We start from the raw sequence: 19,947 nt of genomic DNA, 5'->3' as shown, positions 1-19,947 counted from the left end.
GAGAATAAGATGACGATCAAAAGAAAACTAATACTCAATTCCACTGCGGTTCTTATCGTTGCGCTCATCATGGTCGCGACTATTATTTTTCAGATGATTTCCATGCAGACTAGTAACCGCGATGTTGTAGATGTTCTTGTGAATGTTCAAAAACTGGAATCAAGTACGCTGACATTGAAACAGAGCCTGAATAATGCATCGATTTTAAACAATGACGCAAGTAAGCATGAGGTCAAGGTTGCGAGGGATCACACACTCTCCTGGTTCAAGAAGCTGGAGGAAACGTTATTCGACAAAGAGAGCAGAGGATACTTGGAAAACGCTGCAATGAAGCTGGAACTGTTGAACAATTCGACCGTTTCGGCATTGAATGCCAATGACAACGCGGAGCTTAAACGCCAGTCTGTCCGTGTAGATGGTATTTCCAATGATATCTACATGCTCAATATGTATGTAACAGAATATTACGATCAAGTGCAGACCAATCTGGAAAAACAGGTAAAGTCCATAGTCGTATCTGCCATTATCGGAGCAGTAATACTCATCATCTTTTCCATCGCTTCTTCCTTAAGGGTGACATATGCCATTACCCGACCGTTGGATCGCATTGCCGAGCAGGCAAGGGAAATTGCTGACGGAAACCTTCAGGTGGAGCCGTTTGTCTATAATAAAAAAGATGAGCTTGGCCAATTGAATCATTCATTCCAGCAAATGACCGAACAGCTGCATCACTTGATAAAAGAAGTTCAAGTGGCAAGTGATCAGGTTAACAGCTTCGCATCACAGGTGGAAGCGGAAAATGCCACATTGAGTGAAATTACAAAGCAGATTGCGGTCTCTACAGATGAACTGTCTGCAGGAGCCCAGTCCATTTCAAGCGAGCTCCAGGACTCTGTGCATATGATTTCTGATATGGATGAGCATTTCTCCTCCAATGTTGTGATTACGAAAGAGAGCAAGGAGCTTGCCCAAAAGGCAAAGGCTGCGGTGGATACCGGCTTGGAGACGCTTCAGTCCCAAGAAAAAAATGTGGAGGAAACACAGCTTGCGACACAATCCATTGAACGGGCTACCAAACAGTTCCAAACTTACGCCGAGAAAATTGAAGATGTTGCAGCAGCTGTATCGTCCATTTCAGAGCATACCAACCTGTTGGCATTAAATGCCGCGATAGAAGCGGCAAGAGCAGGTGAAGCTGGAAAAGGCTTTGCGGTTGTAGCAACAGAGGTGAGAAAGCTTGCTGATGAATCCAAGAACCTGATGACAGAAGTGTTCTCGGTTATAGGAGAATTGAAATTGGGGCTTGAGGAAGTAGTGGTTTCTGTTGGGCATGGTGTGACGATGTCCCTAGAACAAAAAGAGACCATGACGCTCACTTCCAAGTCTTTTCATGTGATACAGGAGAGCATGGAGTTGATGGACGCGCAAATCTCCAACCTTGTCCAAGGTGTTTCCAAGTCAAAGGAACTCGGCGAACACGTCCTCTCGAACGTCGATAATATCAGCGCAGTGGTAGAAGAAACGGCAGCAGGCAGCGAAGAAATCAGCGCCGCCACCACAGAACAAGTCCACGCATTCACCAACCTAAGTGAAAAGGTCCTTGAACTGAAAGAACTTACAGTAAGCCTGCAACAATCAATTTCGAGATTTAAAGTATAATTAAAAACACGGAAGCACTCCAATTAGGGTGCTTCCTTTTTTGAGAAAAAAAATGATAGATATTCCACAAATCAAGGTGTAATATTATTAAAAATAACAAATTTTCAAAGTATACTAGCAGATGATTGGAGCAATAGGCGAAGACTACTGCGGGAGATAGCGGTAGGCTGGAGAACCCGCAGGTCAAAGCCCGAGGAGGCTCCAGCACCGCCCCTTGGGTCGCTGCGCCTATTGCGGAAATCAACTGCGGTCTTTAAAGGAGCCGAATAGTTCATTACTCCTGTTGTATAAAAAATCAGAATATTAAAACTGTTAAAGAGGTCGATGAATTTGACACAAGATATAACTATTAAAGAACAAACAATTTTTCATCACACGGGAAATAAAATAATTACAGAAGATCGAGAAATCAACATAATTGCTAGATACGAAGAACCATTAATAGTAGTCTTGGGTAATGTATTAAGTGATGATGAATGCGACGAACTGATTAAACAGTCAAGAGATAGGATGCAGCGTTCGAAAATCGGTAATGCGCGTGAAGTCGATGAACTCAGAACAAGCAGCAGTATGTTTTTTCAAGAAGGTGAGAATGACATTATTGCCAGAATTGAAAAAAGAACCTCACAGATTATGAACATTCCCGTTGAACATGGAGAAGGCCTTCAAGTTCTTAACTATAAAAAGGGACAAGAGTATAAAGCTCATTTCGATTTTTTCTCATCAGCAAGTAGACCGGTAAACAATCCGAGGGTAAGCACTCTGGTCATGTACTTGAATGACGTGGAGGAGGGTGGGGAAACGTATTTTCCTAAACTGAATTTTTCAGTTGCTCCCAAAAAGGGGATGGCAGTGTATTTCGAATATTTCTATGATAATCATGATTTGAACGAGCTGACTTTGCATGGTGGTTCTCCAATTATCAAAGGTGAAAAGTGGGCAGCAACACAGTGGATGAGAAGGAAAAGATATAAATAGATATTAAAAATGGTCAGAGTTTAAACAAAAAACTCTGACCATTTTATCTATTATGCTTTGATAATCTGCAAGTCTTTCGGATAGCTTGTCAGGATCTCAATTCCGCTTTCGGTCACCAGGATGTCATCCTCGATTCTTACGCCACCAACTGACGGCTTGTAGATGCCAGGCTCGACCGTGAAGGCCATCCCTTTTTGAAGCTTCATTGTGTTTGTTGCATTCATGGACGGATATTCATGAACCTCGATGCCGAGACCATGACCGATGCGATGCGTGAAATACTCGCCATATCCTTTTTCAGTGATGATGGAGCGGGCAGTACGGTCAATCAGTCCAATCTCAACGCCAGGCTTACAAATCTCAAGTGTCGAGGTTTGGGCTTTCAGAACTGTTTCGTAAATATCCTGCTGCTTTTCGCCTACATCCCCGAATGCGACCGTTCTGGTGATGTCCGAGCAATATCCGTTCAGCACAACACCGAGGTCGAATAATACAAGGTCTCCATGCTGAATAGTCTCGAGGCCAGGTTTACCGTGTGGTGACGCTGTCTTTTCCCCGGCAAGTGCCATCGTGGAGAAGGACATCTGGCTGATTCCCTTTTTCTTTAACTCGTATTCAATAATGGCCACAAGCTCCTGCTCGGTACGCCCTTTTTTAATGTTATGTACGCCTACTTCCACTCCGAAGTCAGCAAGCTTTGCCGCCTCACGCAAAATGGAAATCTCATCCTCGTCCTTGGTCAAACGAAGCTCATACATCTTCACTTCCGCAGAAGTAAATGCAGCTTGAGGGAAAATCTCCTGAAGCTTTTGGAAACGTGAAACCGTCATATGCTCCTGTTCAATCGCAAGCTTTTCGATTGTAACGTTACGCTTTTCTACATCTTCCTTCACTTTTTCCCATGGATCGTCCGTGTCGTCATAGCCAATGATTCCATATGTCCATCCGCTATTCTTCACCTGCTCCCTTTCCATATTCGGGCAGACGATTGCAGGCTCGCTGTCAGGAAAAACGAGAAGGCCCAATAAACGCTCATGTGGATCTGTGTAGAATCCTGTGAGGTAAAAAACGTTCGGTGTGGAAGTTAAAAAACATGCGGAAAGGTTTTCTTCTTTTACCCAATTTACGAGCTGTTCGAGTCGTTGTTCTTTCATTTCTATCACTCCTTCTAGATCATTCCACTTACAAAGTAGGTGTGTTTTACATTTAGATTAGCAGGGAATCATACATCTGTAAAATTAAAAGGAGGATTTCTCCCTTTTGAAAGAGAAGCTATGGTAGAAATCTATCGATAGGAGAGGATAGTTATGAAGGTTTCATTTCATGGTCACTCTGTTGTGAAAGTGGAAGCGAAGGGGAAAACGATTTTGTTTGACCCATTCATTACAGGAAACGGCAGTACAGATCTAAAGGTGGAGGATGTAAAAGTGGACGTTATCCTCCTCACACATGGGCACAATGACCATGTAGGAGATACGGTAGATCTTGCACTGAAAAATGATGCACTGGTCATTGCGCCATTTGAGCTTGCAGAATACCTGGAATGGCAAGGCTTGCGAACACACGGGATGAGCATCGGCGGTTCTTATACTTTTGAATTTGGTACGGTGAAGCTGACCCAGGCTTTTCACAGCTCAAGCTATACAGATTATGAAACAAAAACAATCGTCTATACTGGTATGCCAAGCGGAATCTTGCTGACGATAGAGGACAAAACGATTTATCACGCTGGTGATACGGGTCTATTCTCGGACATGAAAATGATCGGGGAACACAACGATATTGAGCTGGCCTTCCTGCCGATTGGGGACAATTATACAATGGGACCTGAGGATGCCTTGAAGGCTGCAAAATGGCTGGATGCCAAGCGGGTGGTTCCTATCCATTACAATACTTTCCCGGTAATCGAACAGAATCCGGACGAATTTGTTGCAAGACTGCCGAAGAGGACCGGGCTTGTGATGATGGTTGGGGACACAATAGATTTGTAAGGTAATGAGAAGCAGAATTCCCTGCTTCTTTTTTTTTGCCTGTTGAATATATATTAAACAAGCTGTTTATAGAGTGGGAGGGACTGTTGATGAAGAATAGAATTCTGCTAAGTTTGCTTTGTATAGGGGCATTGTTGTATGTGGCAGTGCCAAGGCTTCCGATGGGAGAAGATGGGCTTGCCGGTTGGTTTGCGCTTGCGTGGCTTGTGGTTTGTTTGATGGCCGTCGGGGGGAATATTGCAGCACTTATGTATCTTCCAAAAAGAAAGCGGATCACAAGTAAAGTGAAATTCGAGCAGGAAAAAAGGGTGCGTTTGCGCCAATATTAGTAAACTCATTGAATCCACCACCTTTCCACCGTATAATAAAGGGATAAATAATTAGTTGGACGGGTGAAGAGTGTGACAAAGCATGAACAAATTATCCATTTTATTGAAGAACTGCCAATCGGGGAGAAGATTTCTGTTCGTCAGATCGCGAAAGAGCTGACTGTGAGTGAAGGGACAGCATATCGGGCGATCAAGGATGCGGAAAACAAAGGCTACGTCAGTACCATTGAACGTGTAGGTACGATCCGTATCGAACGAAAAAAGAAAGAGAACATCGAAAAGCTGACCTTTGCCGAGGTTGTCAATATCGTGGATGGACAAGTGTTGGGCGGAAAAGAAGGGTTACATAAAACCTTGAATAAATTCGTCATCGGCGCCATGAAGCTTGAAGCGATGATGCGTTATACGGAAGCGGGCAACCTATTGATTGTCGGTAACCGGACGAATGCCCATCAGCTTGCAATTGAAGCAGGTGCCGCTGTGCTTATCACAGGAGGATTTGATACAGATGAGCATGTAAAAAAGCTCGCGGACGAAATGAAGCTTCCGATCATTTCCAGCAGCTATGATACATTTACAGTGGCAACGCTGATAAACCGAGCCATCTATGACCAGCTCATCAAAAAAGAAATTGTACTGGTAGAGGACATTTTGACTCCTATTGAAGCGACGACCTATCTGACAACAGAGGATACAATCAAGGACTGGTATAAATATAACGAGGAAATCAAGCATAGCCGTTTTCCGATTATAGATAAGAACCTGAAAGTCCAGGGTGTTGTCACCTCCAAAGACGTACTCGGAAAAGATAATGGTCTTCTGATTGAAAAAGTGATGACGAAAAATCCGATTACTGTTAACGGAAAAACGTCTGTTGCATCCGCAGCACATATCATGGTGTGGGAAGGCATTGAGATGCTGCCGGTCGTCGATCCAAACCATCGTCTGCTTGGCATTATCAGCCGTCAGGATGTGCTGAAGGCGCTGCAGATGATCCAAAGGCAGCCACAGGTCGGGGAAACGCTGGACGATATTGTGACCAATCAATTTGTGGATGTAACAGAGACAAAAGGGGAGGAACACTACCAAAGCGAAGTGACTCCTCAGATGACGAACTCTGTTGGGACCATTTCCTATGGAGTATTTACAACAATCGTCACGGAAGCGGCAAAGCGGGCAATCCGCAACCTGAAAAAGGGTGATATGGTTGTGGAGAATATCACCATCTACTTTATCAAGCCTGTCCAAATTGATAGCATGATCGAGATTAAACCGAAGATACTCGAGGTCGGGCGTAAGTTCGGAAAAGTGGACGTAGAAGTCTACCATGACGGCGCCGTTGTCGGTAAAGCGATGATGATGGTGCAGTTGATGCAATAATAAATAAGAACCGGGTTCCCTGCTAGTGGGAACCCGGTTCTTTTGGCTTTAGGAGGGAAGTGAAATACCGTTTATGCACAAAAAATAGATTTGCGCTCAAAAACAAAACGTTTATGCGTAAAAAATTTAATTTGTGCACAAAAATCTAGGGCATTTGCACAAAAAATAAGATTTATGCACAAAACCCTCTCTATGGTAAAATTCACCCTGCACCCATCAGCTATAAGCTGAGACAATCAGTTCGTATCAACCAAAAAAAGCAACCTCACAAAAGGCTGCCTTCTAACTTCCGTTATCTATCAATTCGTAACCGTCTTTTCTTTCATTTCCTGTTCTTTTACGTATTCCGCTTCCTTGATTGCATATGGAAGGTAGAAACGGTATGACTTAAGTCCGGCCCAAAAGCTGGCTGCACCCACCAGGATCAGTACGACTCCGACCACGATTGCCACAGTCGACAACGGATTGATAATTGTATTCAAACCAAAGAATAAGACGAAGCTGCCAAGAGCCATACTGGATTTTGCGCTTAGCCATTTCTTTTCTGCAGGCAGTTGGGTACGGAAATATTTTACTTTATAGAACAAATAGAAAATGAACGAGAAAATGATCAAAAATACAAAAATAGGCACGCAGGAACACTCCTTATATGTGAACTAGTTTCATTTTAACAAAAGATTGCCTCCTTATTGTAACGTGTTCGTGACAGAAATTCTACTTTTGCTCCAAGATGAATGCAGCGGAACCCTCTATATTACTTTGATAATGAGAGAAACTATGATTAAATGAAAGTAATGAAACAGATAAATGAGGGATAGTATGAAGCAGCAAATAATAGATGAAATCAAAGCCCATGACACGATTATTGTTCACCGCCATGTTCGCCCGGACCCAGATGCATATGGATCCCAATGTGGACTGGCTGAAATTATCAAAGAGTCTTACCCTGAGAAAATGGTATACAGAGTCGGATTGGAAGAGGAATCATTGCGGTTTCTAAGCAGATTGGATGAAATACCTGACTCAAGCTATGAAGGGGCACTCGTCATTGTCTGTGATACGGCCAATGCGGAACGAATCTGTGATGAGCGCTATAAGCTGGCAAGCAAGCTGATAAAAATCGACCATCATCCGAACGATGACAAATATGGAGACCTGATCTGGGTGGATACGGATGCAAGCTCGACAAGCGAGATGATCTATGAACTTTATCTTGCTGGGGAGCATCAGGGATACCGAATGACAAAAGAAGCGGCAAGACTGATCTATGCAGGGATTATCGGGGATACAGGACGATTCCTTTTCCAAAGCACCAACACCAAAACCTTTCAGTATGCAGGCGAGCTATTAAGCTATGGTTTCTCCATGACCGACCTTTATAATGAGCTTTATAAAATGAAGCTTCATGTTGCAAAGCTGAGTGGCTATGTGCTGGAAAACTTCAACCTGCATGAAGAGGGGGTCGCTTCCATGAGGATCACAAAAGAGATTCTTCAGCGTTATAACGCATTGCCTTCTGAAGCGTCTCAACTGGTTGGAATGCTCGGCAATCTTGAAGGAATAAAGGCGTGGGTATTCTTTATCGAAGAAACTGATCAGATCAGAGTAAGACTCCGTTCCAAAGGTCCGATAGTAAACCAGGTGGCAAAGCGCTATAACGGCGGGGGGCATCCTCTGGCATCCGGAGCTTCCATCTACCAGTGGGACGATGCGGAGAATGTGCTGAGTGATTTGATTGAAACGTGCAGAGCGCAATTGCAGGGAGAATAAAAGATAGAGGCTGACGTCAACCGACTCCAGCCTCCCATCACTCCACCTTTACGATCATAAGACCGATTTCAATGGTCGTATCAATATAAAGGTCTTCCACATGAAAATAGTACTTCGTTTCATCCAATTCGTAGCTTTTGTTTTCTATCGTTTTTTTCAAGAGCTCCTTATTGTCCTTGATTCCTTTGACTTCCTTGGCAATGAGATGATTCAAATCCTTTTTGATGCCGTCTATAATGGAGAAGCGAGTCAGGGAGCTCAACTCATATTTATCATGATTGATAATGGTAATTTCAATATCCTGTACCTTCAGCGTTTCTTTTTCCTCTTTCAGCTTTTCATTGTCTTCAGTTAAGATATGATACCTATCTTCATACAGCTCCAACTGTTTTTTGTATTTTACTAGTTCTCCTACCTGCCTTTCCTGCATCGCACCATACAATATCAAGAACACTACCCAACCAATGACTGCACCAAGCACGACTCCTGAAAAAAACAGCTGCCAGCTTGGCTCTTTATGATAAGGGGGCACCCGCATCTCAAAGGTCTTCCTGTGTCAGCCAGCTGATGATCAAAGCACCTGTCTGAGCGCCGCCTGTTGCGGAAATGATCAGGAGGAGCTGTTTGACAAGGAATTTAGTCTCCCCGTTAAACAGTCCTTTTTCAAGATTGTAAAAAGTATCAAATGTTCCACCGATGGCCGCCACAATGGCCCATATCTTCAAACTGTTTGCAAGCCGGAAAATCCTTGTCAATGGTGCATCCCCCACTAAAAAGGCGGCAATACCACCTATGATGGCCCCGCCAATAATGACTCCGATCGCTATAAAGAAGCTGAATAGCATCGTTGCTACAAATGGATCCTTTACATCCATACCCATCATCCTTTCTGTCATTATTTATATATATGGACAGGGAGTAGGAAGTATGATGTGTTAGACTTAGGTTATCAGGATTGTTTTTTCATAAAAGGAAAATTTATAATAAATTCAGGATTAGTCAGTAAGGTGTGATGATAATGAGTGTCGTACATTTACATATAATGAGCTCATTCAGTTTGTTGAACAGTTCGGTACGGTTCAGCCAGCTGATTGACAGAGCAAAACAACTTGGATTAACCTCTCTTGCATTAACGGATGAAAATGTGATGTATGGGGCGGTTGATTTTTATAAAGCATGCAAAAAAGCGGATATCAAGCCGATTATCGGACTGAAACTATCTGTTTTGAATGCCGAGGAGGATGCAAAAAGCAGTTCGATTGTATTGCTTGCAGAAAACATGCAAGGCTACACAAATCTGATGAAGCTCTCGAGCATTGTTCAAACAAAGTCACTTCAAGGTGTCCCGAAAAAATGGCTCAAGCACTATGCTGCGGGTTTGACTGCGATACTCTCTGCAACAGAATCGGAATTGGCTTGGATGGAAGAATCGGAAGCACTCGAGGGCATCGTCAAGCAGTATACAGGAATGTATGGCAAGCAGCATGTATTTCTCGGTATCGATCGAAACACCAAAGAAGCTTATGAACAATCGGAAGCTCTCCGTAAAACCCTGACATTGCCTATCGTAGCATTAAGTAAAGTCCACTACATGGTGCAGGAGGATGCTTTTGTCTATGAATGCCTCCGTTCGATCAAAGAGGGAGTGAAGCTTGAATCCCTCCCGAAAACCGCTCCCCACTATTTGCGAAATGTCAACGAGATGGTGGAGCTGTTTCAGGATATCCCGGAAGCGCTGGAAAATACCTATCTCATCAGCCAAAGATGCCAAGTAGACATACAGTTTAATCAGAATGCATTGCCGAGCTATCCTGTTGAAGATGGTCTTTCCGCTGATGAGTATCTTGAAGAACGGTGCTGGATCGGGCTCAATGAACGCTTGGGTGAAGTGGACGAAACCTATAAAGAACGGCTTCGTTATGAATTGAAAGTGATAAAGGGCATGAAGTTCAGCGATTATTTCCTGATCGTTTGGGACTTTATGTATTTTGCCAGAAAAGAAGGCATTCTCACCGGACCGGGGCGTGGTTCAGCTGCCGGTTCACTTGTAGCCTACAGTCTTTATATTACGAATGTCGATCCGATCGAGCATCAGCTTCTATTTGAGCGATTCCTGAACCCCGAGAGGATAACGATGCCTGATATAGATATCGATTTTCAGGACAATAGGCGTGACGAGGTCATTCATTATGTAGCACAGAAGTACGGGGAACTGCATGTTGCCCAGATCATCACCTTTGGGACCCTTGCTGCCAAGGCTGCCTGGAGGGACGTCAGCAAGGTGCTGAACCTGTCAGGTAAAGAGATTGAGTTGATATCCAAAATGATCCCATCGAGACCAGGCATCACCCTTGATGCGGCTTATCAGGAAAATGAGCAGTTAAGAAGAGCAATCAATGAATCAGAAGAGCGGAAACGGGCATTTGCCGCTGCGAAGAAAATAGAAGGTCTTCCAAGACACAGCTCTACTCATGCTGCAGGCGTGATCATCAGCCACAAGCCTTTAACGGAAATCATTCCAATCCAGTCAGGTCACGAGGATATCTACCTTACCCAGTTTACAATGGAGACGCTCGAGGAACTAGGACTTTTAAAGATGGATTTTCTCGGTCTGCGCAACTTGACCATGATCCAGAACATACAAAATCAATTAAAAAAGACAATGCAGTCCTACAAAAGCATGGAAGAAATGCCAGCTGACGATATTTCCACCTTTAAACTGCTTAGTGATGGGGACACATCAGGCATCTTCCAATTGGAGTCTCCAGGAATGAAAAAGGTGTTAACAAGACTGAAGCCGACGTCCCTCGAAGACATTGTTGCTGTCAATGCCCTCTATCGTCCTGGCCCAATGGAACAGATTCCACTCTTTATTGACAGAAAGCACGGGAAGAAGAAAGTGGAATACCTTCATCCTGTCCTGGAGCCGATTCTGAAAAATACGTATGGTGTCATCGTATATCAGGAACAGATCATGCAGATAGCGGCTGTTATGGCTGGCTTTTCGCTTGGAGAAGCGGATCTACTAAGACGAGCAGTGGGGAAGAAGAAGAAAGAAGTGCTGGCAGAAGAGCGTAACCATTTCGTAAGCGGCTGCTTGAAAAAGGGCTATGACGAGACTACCGCCAATCAGGTGTATGATTTGATCGTGCGCTTTGCTGATTACGGATTCAACAGAAGCCATGCCGTGGCATACAGTATGATTTCCTATGAATTGGCTTACCTTAAAGCAAATCATCCTACCATTTTCATGGCAACTTTGATGAGTGGTGCGGTAGGCAGTGAACAGAAGGTGGCCCAATACATCAGTGAGGCAAAAAGGAAGGGGATCACCGTATTGCCTCCTTCGGTCAACAAGAGCGGCTATTACTTCCAGGTGGAGAATAATAAGATCAGGTTCAGCCTGCTCAGTTTGAAAGGTGTGGGCGGTCAAATCATCAAAGCCATCGTGGAAGAGAGAAGGAAAAAAGAATTTGAGGACCTCTTTGATTTTTGCACACGGCTTTCCAATAAGGTTAGCAGAAAAGCAATGGAAACCCTTATCTATGGCGGAGCACTTGACGAATTCAAGGAAGATCGGGCCACCCTGCTCGCCACCCTGGATGTAGCGCTTCAGCATGCAGAATTGATGATGCCTGGAAACGATGATCAAATCGACTTTTTCATAGAAGAGGAATTTTCCCTGAAACCTAAATATGTGAAGGTGGAGCCTCTTCAAATGACAGAACAGCTTCAACTTGAAAAAGAAGCGCTGGGATTCTATTTATCCAAGCATCCTACAGAACCTTTTGCAGCCTATTTCCAACTTGGAGGGGCGTCCTTTATCCAGGATATCCTTGGGGGAGATGCGAAAAGGGCCAAGGTTGGGGTATTCGTAACAGCCGAGCGTGTTATTCGTACAAAGAAAGGTGATCTGATGGCCTTTCTGACTTTGTCCGACCAGACGGGAGATCTAGAGGCGGTTGCCTTCCCGGATTTATATAGAAAGTTCTCCCCGGTCCTGAAAACCGGTCAAACGGTTCTTGCTGAAGGGAACCTGGAGCTCAGGGACGGCAAGGAGCAGCTGATTCTGAAAAACGTGATGAGCATAGATACCTTAAAAGAAACTTATGATCATTTGGTCGGAAACATCTATTTGCAGATTGAAGAGCATCTGCATGGGGGAGATGTCCTGCAAAAGGTACAGCAGGTGCTAAAACAGCATCACGGCCCATCGCCTGTATACCTTCACTATATCAAAGAGAAAAAAACGATCAGACTTCAGCCTTCTTATCATGTAATGCCAACAGATCCCTGTTTGGATGCACTGAAGGAATTGCTGGGTGAGGCGAATGTGGTCTTCAAAAAATCTTTACAATAATTAATATTATGCTATAGTTAACAGGAAGGTGGTCTGACCACTTTCCTGATTCAGTTTAATACTTCCGCTTTTCTTCTACTCCTAGTAAAATAAAAGCATATGAGAATGATATCTCCTATCGAGTATAGACGGACTATCATTATAATATTTTCTAGTAATAGCACTTATCATGGTGCGCAAGCCATTCAATCAAGGGGGACCAAAAAGTGTCACTAAAAGAAGAAGCGTTACATATGCACAAGATTCACCAAGGGAAGTTGGAGTCAAAGTCAAAAGTACCTGTCAGAAATGCGAAAGATCTGAGTCTGGCATATTCACCTGGTGTAGCTGAGCCTTGTAAAGCGATTTATGATGATAAAAATAAAGTGTATGACTATACAATGAAGGGCAATATGGTAGCGGTCGTATCAGATGGTACAGCGGTATTGGGGCTTGGAAACATCGGACCGGAAGCGGCACTGCCGGTTATGGAAGGGAAAGCTGTATTATTCAAGAGCTTTGCAGGGGTGGATGCGTTCCCGATCTGCTTGAACACGACGGATGTTGATAAAATCGTGGAAACGGTCAAGCTGTTGGAGCCGACATTCGGTGGAGTGAACCTTGAGGACATCGCAGCACCTAACTGTTTTGTGATTGAAGAGCGCTTGAAAAAGGAAACGAATATCCCTATTTTCCATGACGACCAACATGGAACGGCAATTGTAACAGTCGCTGGACTTGTCAATGCATTGAAGCTTGTAGGGAAAAATATCGGGGAAATCAAAGTGGTTGCCAATGGTGCAGGTGCTGCAGGGATTGCCATCATCAAGCTTTTATACCGCTATGGTGTACGTGATATCACCATGTGTGATTCCAAGGGTGCCATCTATGAAGGGCGTCCTTTTGGAATGAACAGTGTGAAGGCGGAAGTGGCAAAATACACCAACCGTAATAGGGTGGAAGGTACGCTTGCTGATGTGATGCAGGGTGCAGATGTCTTTATCGGGGTTTCCGTTGAAGGCGCCCTTACACAGGCAATGGTAGAAAGCATGAACGAAAAGTCCATCATCTTTGCAATGGCAAACCCGAATCCGGAAATCATGCCTGCAGAGGCGAAGATGGCCGGTGCGAGTGTCATTGGAACAGGACGCTCCGACTTTCCTAACCAGGTCAATAATGTCCTTGCATTTCCAGGGATCTTCCGCGGGGCATTGGATGTCAGGGCGACACATATCAATGAGCAGATGAAGATAGCGGCTGTTGAAGCGATTGCCAGTCTTGTGGATACAGACGAATTAAGTGCAGATTATGTCATTCCTGCTCCTTTCGATCCAAGAGTAGCGCCAGCGGTGGCAGCAGCCGTTGCCAAAGCTGCAATGGAAACGGGAGTTGCGAGGATTCAGGTGGACCCCGAAGAAGTAGCTGAAAAAACCAGAAAAGCTGCGATTATCGGAAAAAGTGAATAGTTCATGACAACAACACCTACAAAAATGTATTTGGAAATCGTCAAAAAAATCCGTTCCATTATCGTTGAGGATGGATTAAGCAGCGGGGATAAAATCCCTTCAGAACGGGAGCTGTCCGACAGGCTGAATGTCGGGCGATCTTCTGTTCGTGAAGCGCTCCGTGCATTGGAGCTTCTTGGTCTCATTGAAACGAGACGCGGAGAAGGGACATTCATCAAGGATTTCAAGGAACATCATCTTGTTGAGCTACTTGGAACGTTTATACTCGAGCAGGATAAGACGAAGACAGATCTTCTTGAAACAAAAATGGAAATCGAAAAAACCTGTATCCAACTTTTTGCTAAAAAAGCAGGTGCGAAGGAATTTACTCTTTTAAAAGAGTTGATAGAGTCCTCCGAATTTTCAAGAACCAATTTTTTTAAACAGATGGTTACACTTATAGATAATAGTCTTATGCTGAGAATATGGAATATTGTCAATAGTTATGCACTAATTATCACCAAAGATAATAGAATAGAGAGTGACTTGTTCAAATCTCTTATACAAATGCTAGAAGCGAAAAATTCCAATGAGGCAATATTACTATATGAAAAACATTTTGCACAAATTGTCGCGAGCAAGTAGACAAATTTCTACAACATCATTCAACGCATTTCCGTTACATTAATAGTACAAGAATATTGGTAAGTAAAGGATTTTGTTTATTACTATAACTTTAACAGCCTTGCTTGCCTATATTTACACCTATTATTAGGACCAAATCCCAATGGCAGATGATAAAGGATTGGGACACTTATAAAAGTGTACGTAAACTAGTAGAAATGTTATTTTTCAGCTTCTGGCTCCGAGTGAGGTATGGGGAGATAAGAATGCAAGTAGATAAGGGAGGTTCTGTTGTTTTGTTAAAGGATTTATTTACGAAAAAGAAGAAATACGCTTCTATACCATCTGAAGTAGCGAATCAAGATGTTCCAGAAGGGATCATGACGAAATGTCCAAGCTGTAAAAAGATCATGTATACAAAAGAATTGATGAAAAACCTGAAAGTTTGCCTGCATTGTAACCATCATCATCCAATGAATGCAAAGGAAAGAATTCACAGTCTGCTCGATAAAGGGAGCTTTGTTGCTTATGATGCAGACATGATTTCTGAAAATCCCCTACAGTTTCCAAACTATCTGGAGAAATTGGAAGGCGACAGAAAGAAAACAGGCATCAATGAAGCGGTTGTTACCGGGGAAGGGACATTGAACAATTTCCCTCTCGTCATTGCAGTCATGGATTCCACATTCCGTATGGGAAGCATGGGATCTGTAGTTGGGGAAAAAATTACCAGAGCCATTGAAAAAGCAAAGGAAAAAGGAGTGCCATTCATCATTTTCACCGCATCAGGCGGTGCGAGAATGCAGGAGGGTGTTCTAAGTCTGATGCAAATGGCAAAAACGAGCAGTGCGCTAAAACTCCATAGCGAAAGCGGAGGTTTAATTGTTTCCATTATGACCCATCCTACTACTGGTGGGGTTTCAGCTAGCTTTGCTTCTCTAGGAGACTATAATTTTGCTGAACCTAAAGCACTTATCGGATTTGCTGGCCGAAGAATCATCGAGCAGACGATCAGGGAAGAGCTTCCGGATGATTTCCAGACAGCAGAGTTTCTACTGAAGTGCGGTCAGTTGGACGCAGTAATCTCCCGCCTGGACTTAAAGGAAACCTTATCCAACGTATTAGATATTCACGCTCCTGGAGGTGATACCAAATGGTAGGGGAACTGGAATTTGAAAAACCGGTTGTGGAATTGCGAAAAAAAATCGGTGAACTGAGAGAATTTACGAAAAACAGTGATATGGATCTTTCCAACGAGATTGAAAAGCTTGAGGTAAGATTGGAAAAGCTGGAAAGCGATATATATGGTAACCTGAATCCGTGGGATCGTGTGCAGATTGCCAGACACCCGGAAAGGCCTACCACGTTGGATTATATAGAAAGAGTCATCACTAACTTTTTGGAATGCCATGGTGACAGATACTTTGGTGATGATGAGGCGATTGTTGGTGGAATCGGCAAGTTTGAAGGGATACCGGTAACAGTCATTGGACATCAGCGCGGGAAGGATACGAAAGAGAATATCCGCCGCAACTTCGGAATGCCCCATCCTGAGGGATATAGAAAAGCCCTGCGTCTCATGTATCAGGCCGAGAAATTTAATCGTCCGATCATCTGCTTCATCGATACGAAGGGTGCCTACCCTGGTAAGGCTGCCGAAGAGCGTGGCCAGAGTGAAGCAATCGCAAAGAACCTTTTTGAAATGGCTGGCTTAAAGGTTCCGGTCATCTGTATTGTAATCGGGGAAGGCGGCAGCGGGGGAGCTCTGGCATTAGGAGTGGGGAATCACTTGCATATGCTTGAGAATTCCACGTACTCTGTTATCTCACCAGAAGGGGCGGCTGCTATTCTTTGGAAGGATGCATCACTTGCCAAAAAAGCGGCTGAATCCATGAGGATCACAGCTCCGGATCTATTTGAACTTGGCATCATTGATAAAATCATTCCGGAAGCCAAGGGTGGAGCCCACAAGAATGTGGATTTCCAGGCAAAAGGAATCAGGGAGATCATCAAGGAATCTCTTCAGGATTTAATGCCATTGACACCTGAGGAGCTTATCGAGCATCGCTATGCGAAATATAAGCGTATTGGGGAATTTTCTTTTAAGGAAAACCTGGAGAAAATCAAACAATAGCAACTCAAAAAGAGGCTGAGTTAGATACAACTCTTCCTCTTTTTTAATTTTACAGGCAGAAAATAATGGTAAATTGCGGATATTTATATTTGTATATGATAGGGAAAGTTTCTGGTTTTGCAACAATTATTCGACTGTTTTCTATTGTTTTCGACATACCTTCGTGTTAATTTTTAATAAAACAGCTTTGCAATCTAAGCAGATTTCTAATAAAATATATGTTTGGATGAAAGTTAATAAGCAAAAATGCCTAAGAGGTGATTGAGATATGAAACGAATTGGCGTACTGACGAGTGGTGGAGATGCACCAGGTATGAATGCTGCGGTACGAGCGGTTGTTAGGAAAGCTATTTTTCACAATATGGAGGTATACGGGATTTATCGCGGATACGCTGGATTGATAGATGGGGATATTAAGAGGCTGGAAGTAGGGTCAGTTGGAGATATTATTCATCGTGGCGGTACTATGCTTTACTCTGCACGTTGTGAGGAATTCAAAACATTGGAAGGCCAGCTTAAAGGAATTGAAAACCTGAAAAAACATGGAATTGAAGCATTGGTTGTTATTGGTGGAGACGGTTCCTACCAGGGTGCGAAGAAATTGACAGAGCACGGTTTCCCATGTATCGGTGTTCCGGGAACCATTGATAATGACATTCCAGGTACGGACTTTACCATTGGGTTCGATACAGCTTTGAATACTGTTATTGATGCAATAGATAAAATACGCGATACGGCAACTTCCCATGAACGTACATATGTAATTGAAGTAATGGGTAGACATGCTGGTGATATTGCATTATGGGCAGGACTTGCTGGAGGAGCGGAGACCATTCTTATTCCCGAAGCGGAAGATGATATGGATGAGGTTATTGCAAGGCTAAAACGTGGATCAGATCGCGGTAAAAAGCACAGTATTATTATTGTTGCTGAAGGCGTAGGCAGCGGTGTGGAATTCGGTAAGAAAATCCAGGAAGAAACAAAATTTGAAACTCGTGTCAGCGTATTGGGTCATATTCAGCGTGGCGGTTCGCCGACAGCCCATGATCGTGTACTTGCAAGTCGTCTCGGTGCTCGTGCAGTAGAACTTTTACTTGATGGCAAGGGCGGTAGATGTGTTGGTATTCAAAGTAATGAATTAGTGGACCATGATATTATTGAAGCTTTATCCAGAACTCATACCCTTGATCGCAAAATGTATGACCTTTCAAAAGAACTTTCCATTTAATGATGTGGAGTTTTTGGAATCGTTTTCATAACTAGGTTATACCCTGAGAATGTTAATTTTGGCAGGGTTGGCTTATAATAAGGTATACGTAAAATAGAACGGGTAATTTATAGGAGGAAATTTTACATGAGAAAAACCAAGATTGTTTGTACGATAGGACCGGCAAGTGAAAGTGTCGAAAAGTTAATCCAGCTTATTGATGCAGGAATGAATGTTTCAAGACTTAACTTCTCCCATGGAGATTTCGAGGAACATGGTGCACGAATCCGCAATATCCGTGAAGCTTCGGAGCGTACAGGTAAATATGTGGCAATCCTATTGGATACAAAAGGTCCGGAAATTCGTACACATACGATGCAGGACGGAGCTATTGAGCTTGTGCAAGGGAATGAAATCACACTCAGTATGGAAGAAGTAATCGGAACGACGGAAAAGTTCTCTATTTCATATCCAGGACTTATGGATGATGTGGAAGTAGGATCTAGAATCCTTTTGGATGATGGCTTAATCGGCCTTGAGGTTATCGGTTTCGGTACCAATGAAATCCATACAAAAATCCTGAACAGCGGTACATTGAAGAACAAAAAAGGTGTTAACGTTCCTGGGGTGAAAGTGAAGCTTCCTGGTATGACAGAAAAGGATGCAAACGACATCCGTTTTGGTATCGAACAGGGCGTGGACTTTATTGCAGCTTCTTTCGTTCGCCGTGCATCTGATGTATTGGAGATTCGTGAGTTATTGGAAGCCCATCATGCAGGAGATATCCAAATCATTCCAAAAATAGAGAATCAAGAGGGTGTTGATAACATCGATGAAATCCTTGAGGTATCTGATGGCTTGATGGTTGCACGTGGAGACCTTGGTGTGGAAATTCCTGCTGAAGAAGTGCCTCTTGTTCAAAAGGAACTGATCAAGAAATGCAACCTGGTTGGAAAACCGGTCATCACGGCAACACAAATGCTGGATTCCATGCAACGTAATCCTCGTCCGACACGTGCGGAGGCAAGTGACGTAGCGAATGCTATCTTTGATGGTACGGACGCTATCATGCTTTCCGGTGAAACAGCTGCAGGAAGCTATCCAGCCGAAGCGGTGCAAACGATGCACAATATCGCATCCCGTGCTGAAATGGCTTTATCCTATGAAGAGCTATTAAGCAAGAGGAGCAAGCAATCACGAGCATCTGTAACGGATTCTATTGGACAATCTGTCGCTTACACAGCGATCAACCTGGATGTGTCCGCGATTGTAACTCCGACGGAAAGCGGGCATACTGCACGCATGATTTCCAAATACCGTCCTAAAGCGCCAATCGTTGCTGTAACTTCTTGTGAAGCTGTGTCCCGCAAGCTTGCTTTAGTATGGGGCGTTTACCCTCGAATCGGCCGTCAAGCTACGACAACGGATGAAATGCTGGATATAGCGGTGGAAGAATCCATCAACACAGGTATTGTTTCTCATGGTGATTTGATTGTAATCACTGCAGGTGTACCGGTTGGCGAAAAAGGAACAACAAACCTGATGAAAATCCATGTGGTTGGCGACGTTCTTGCGAGTGGACAAGGAATCGGAAGAAAGTCTGCTTACGGTAAAGTGGTTGTTGCGAAAACAGCGGAAGAAGCTCAATCCAAAATGACCCATGGTGCAATCTTTGTTACAAATGGTACGGATAAAGACATGATGCCAGCACTTGAAAAAGCATCTGCCCTCATCACAGAAGAAGGCGGATTGACAAGCCATGCAGCAGTGGTAGGATTAAGCCTTGGCATCCCTGTCATTGTTGGGGTGGACGGTGCAACCTCCATTCTGAAAGATGGCCAGGAAATCACAGTGGATTCCTCTAGAGGAACAATCTACACTGGACACGCAAGCGTACTATAATAAATAAAAAGCAGGACAGCCCTTTTCTAACTTTGATGTTAGAAGAGGGCTGTTTTTTATTTTACTCATTAAGTAAAGATTATTGCTTTAAATATTGGTTCTACGTCAAATGTTGGGGTGAAGTGATTTTTACTTCACCCTTATCCAATATGCGTACCCAATCTTTTATACTTATGTGTTAATAGTATT

General features: G+C 43.6%; 17 protein-coding genes. 13 read left to right on the top strand and 4 right to left on the bottom strand.

The window, feature by feature from the left end; all coding sequences use genetic code 11:
* Positions 1–9 precede the first annotated feature (9 nt).
* Positions 10–1,659 carry a methyl-accepting chemotaxis protein gene (locus tag ACFVAD_RS17405; protein ID WP_386642841.1) on the top strand — a complete coding sequence of 550 codons (1,650 nt, stop codon included), beginning with the start codon at positions 10–12 and terminating at the stop codon, positions 1,657–1,659.
* Positions 1,660–1,983: 324 nt separating this feature from the next.
* Complete coding sequence (locus ACFVAD_RS17400) at positions 1,984–2,637, top strand: 2OG-Fe(II) oxygenase (RefSeq protein WP_386642838.1); 654 nt, start codon at positions 1,984–1,986, stop codon at positions 2,635–2,637.
* A gap of 50 nt (positions 2,638–2,687) precedes the next feature.
* Here the strand turns inward: ACFVAD_RS17400 and ACFVAD_RS17395 are convergent, their stop codons facing one another.
* Positions 2,688–3,791 (bottom strand): M24 family metallopeptidase, encoded by a 1,104-nt coding sequence (locus ACFVAD_RS17395; protein ID WP_386642835.1) that lies wholly within the window; start codon positions 3,789–3,791, stop codon positions 2,688–2,690.
* Positions 3,792–3,944: 153 nt separating this feature from the next.
* Between ACFVAD_RS17395 and ACFVAD_RS17390 the strand changes: the two genes are divergently transcribed.
* The 3 genes from ACFVAD_RS17390 (at position 3,945) to ACFVAD_RS17380 (ending at position 6,337) form a co-directional block, all read left to right on the top strand.
* Complete coding sequence (locus ACFVAD_RS17390) at positions 3,945–4,628, top strand: metal-dependent hydrolase (protein WP_386642832.1); 684 nt, start codon at positions 3,945–3,947, stop codon at positions 4,626–4,628.
* A gap of 89 nt (positions 4,629–4,717) precedes the next feature.
* A complete protein-coding gene (locus ACFVAD_RS17385) occupies positions 4,718–4,957 on the top strand; it encodes a hypothetical protein (RefSeq protein ID WP_386642829.1) in 240 nt (79 codons plus the stop codon).
* A gap of 72 nt (positions 4,958–5,029) precedes the next feature.
* On the top strand, positions 5,030–6,337 hold the full coding sequence (locus tag ACFVAD_RS17380) for a DRTGG domain-containing protein (RefSeq protein WP_386642826.1): 1,308 nt from the start codon (positions 5,030–5,032) through the stop codon (positions 6,335–6,337).
* A gap of 299 nt (positions 6,338–6,636) precedes the next feature.
* Here the strand turns inward: ACFVAD_RS17380 and ACFVAD_RS17375 are convergent, their stop codons facing one another.
* On the bottom strand, positions 6,637–6,969 hold the full coding sequence (locus tag ACFVAD_RS17375; protein ID WP_386642823.1) for a YtpI family protein: 333 nt from the start codon (positions 6,967–6,969) through the stop codon (positions 6,637–6,639).
* 187 nt (positions 6,970–7,156) lie between these two features.
* Here ACFVAD_RS17375 and ACFVAD_RS17370 point away from each other — a divergent pair, with 187 nt between their 5' ends.
* Entirely contained in the window at positions 7,157–8,107 is a 951-nt protein-coding gene (locus tag ACFVAD_RS17370) for a DHH family phosphoesterase (protein WP_386642820.1), read from the top strand.
* A gap of 37 nt (positions 8,108–8,144) precedes the next feature.
* Here ACFVAD_RS17370 and ytrI read toward each other — a convergent pair whose 3' ends face one another.
* Positions 8,145–8,645: a sporulation membrane protein YtrI gene (gene ytrI / locus ACFVAD_RS17365; protein ID WP_386642817.1), complete on the bottom strand. Its 501-nt coding sequence runs from the start codon at positions 8,643–8,645 to the stop codon at positions 8,145–8,147.
* Position 8,646: 1 nt separating this feature from the next.
* A complete protein-coding gene (ytrH, locus tag ACFVAD_RS17360; protein WP_386642814.1) occupies positions 8,647–8,982 on the bottom strand; it encodes a sporulation membrane protein YtrH in 336 nt (111 codons plus the stop codon).
* 143 nt (positions 8,983–9,125) lie between these two features.
* On the opposite strand from ytrH, the gene dnaE reads away from it, so the two are divergent.
* The 7 genes from dnaE (at position 9,126) to pyk (ending at position 19,758) form a co-directional block, all read left to right on the top strand.
* Positions 9,126–12,467, top strand: coding sequence for a DNA polymerase III subunit alpha (dnaE, locus tag ACFVAD_RS17355; RefSeq protein ID WP_386642811.1), 3,342 nt, complete (start codon positions 9,126–9,128; stop codon positions 12,465–12,467).
* A 206-nt stretch (positions 12,468–12,673) separates the two neighbouring features.
* Positions 12,674–13,912 carry an NADP-dependent malic enzyme gene (gene ystJ, locus ACFVAD_RS17350; RefSeq protein ID WP_386642808.1) on the top strand — a complete coding sequence of 413 codons (1,239 nt, stop codon included), beginning with the start codon at positions 12,674–12,676 and terminating at the stop codon, positions 13,910–13,912.
* A 3-nt stretch (positions 13,913–13,915) separates the two neighbouring features.
* On the top strand, positions 13,916–14,536 hold the full coding sequence (locus ACFVAD_RS17345) for a FadR/GntR family transcriptional regulator (RefSeq protein ID WP_386642805.1): 621 nt from the start codon (positions 13,916–13,918) through the stop codon (positions 14,534–14,536).
* 275 nt (positions 14,537–14,811) lie between these two features.
* Positions 14,812–15,675: an acetyl-CoA carboxylase, carboxyltransferase subunit beta gene (accD, locus tag ACFVAD_RS17340; protein WP_386643127.1), complete on the top strand. Its 864-nt coding sequence runs from the start codon at positions 14,812–14,814 to the stop codon at positions 15,673–15,675.
* Positions 15,669–16,649: an acetyl-CoA carboxylase carboxyl transferase subunit alpha gene (accA, locus tag ACFVAD_RS17335; protein WP_386642802.1), complete on the top strand. Its 981-nt coding sequence runs from the start codon at positions 15,669–15,671 to the stop codon at positions 16,647–16,649. Before accD ends, accA begins: the two co-directional genes overlap by 7 nt.
* 268 nt (positions 16,650–16,917) lie before the next feature.
* Positions 16,918–17,877, top strand: a complete 960-nt coding sequence (gene pfkA, locus ACFVAD_RS17330; protein ID WP_386642799.1) for a 6-phosphofructokinase — start codon at positions 16,918–16,920, stop codon at positions 17,875–17,877.
* Between the two features lie 126 nt (positions 17,878–18,003).
* Complete coding sequence (gene pyk, locus ACFVAD_RS17325) at positions 18,004–19,758, top strand: pyruvate kinase (protein ID WP_386642796.1); 1,755 nt, start codon at positions 18,004–18,006, stop codon at positions 19,756–19,758.
* Positions 19,759–19,947: the final 189 nt, after the last annotated feature.

This window comes from Sutcliffiella sp. NPDC057660, from assembly GCF_042800035.1.
Taxonomy (GTDB): Bacteria; Bacillota; Bacilli; order Bacillales; family Bacillaceae_I; genus Sutcliffiella_A.
Note: the sequence above shows the minus strand (reverse complement) of the source record. Positions and strands in the feature narration are given on the sequence as shown.